Annotated in this window: 1 protein-coding gene; it reads left to right on the top strand. The window is 50.4% G+C overall.

All coding sequences use genetic code 11. The annotated features are described in order from the left end of the window. The first annotated feature begins 71 nt into the window (after positions 1 to 71). Entirely contained in the window at positions 72 to 632 is a 561-nt protein-coding gene (locus KP705_RS15900; protein WP_252348425.1) for a hypothetical protein, read from the top strand. The last annotated feature ends 37 nt before the right edge of the window (positions 633 to 669 follow it).

Below are 669 nucleotides of genomic sequence, written 5' to 3' on the forward strand. Positions count from 1 at the left end.
CTGTGCGACCATAAAGTCGCACAGTGTGCGACCTATTCGGCACTCATACAGAGGTTTCCCACATGCGGAACATGACCCGTCTCAAGACCCCAAAAGATCGGCTTCGTGAAGATCAGGCCGAACAGGTTCGCCAAGCCCTTTTGCCGTTTTTTGACAATCCCGATTTTGACCATGATGCCCTTGGCCGGGTCATGGTCACCGTTCAACGCATTACTACCCCAGCCCCCGGAACAACGGAGCCGTTTGTTATGATCCGTCCCGCACAGAACCGTGCTGTCACCTTGTGGCTAATGAAGAACAGTAAACGTCCAATGAAGGCCGTGGACGTCTGGACGCTCTTGTTCGACCACCTGTTCCCACATACCGGACAGATCATGCTAACCCGCGAAGAAMTCGCCGAAAAAGTCGGAATTCGGGTCAACGAAGTTACAGCCATCATGAATGAACTGGTGAAGTTCGGTGCGATTTTCTCCGAGCGCGAAAAGGTAGCCGGTATGCGAGGGCCGGGTCTTGTCCGCTACTACATGAACCGCCACGTTGCTGAAGTAGGTAGTCGTGCTACACAAGAAGAACTTTCTACAATACCAAAGCCGGGATTTAATCTTGAAGTTATAGAAGGAGGAAAATTATGAAAACTAACGAACGATTCCATATTGCATGCCAAAATAC

Origin of the sequence: Gluconobacter sp. P1D12_c, assembly GCF_018812105.1 — a bacterium.
GTDB classification, from domain to species: domain Bacteria; phylum Pseudomonadota; class Alphaproteobacteria; order Acetobacterales; family Acetobacteraceae; genus Gluconobacter; species Gluconobacter oxydans_A.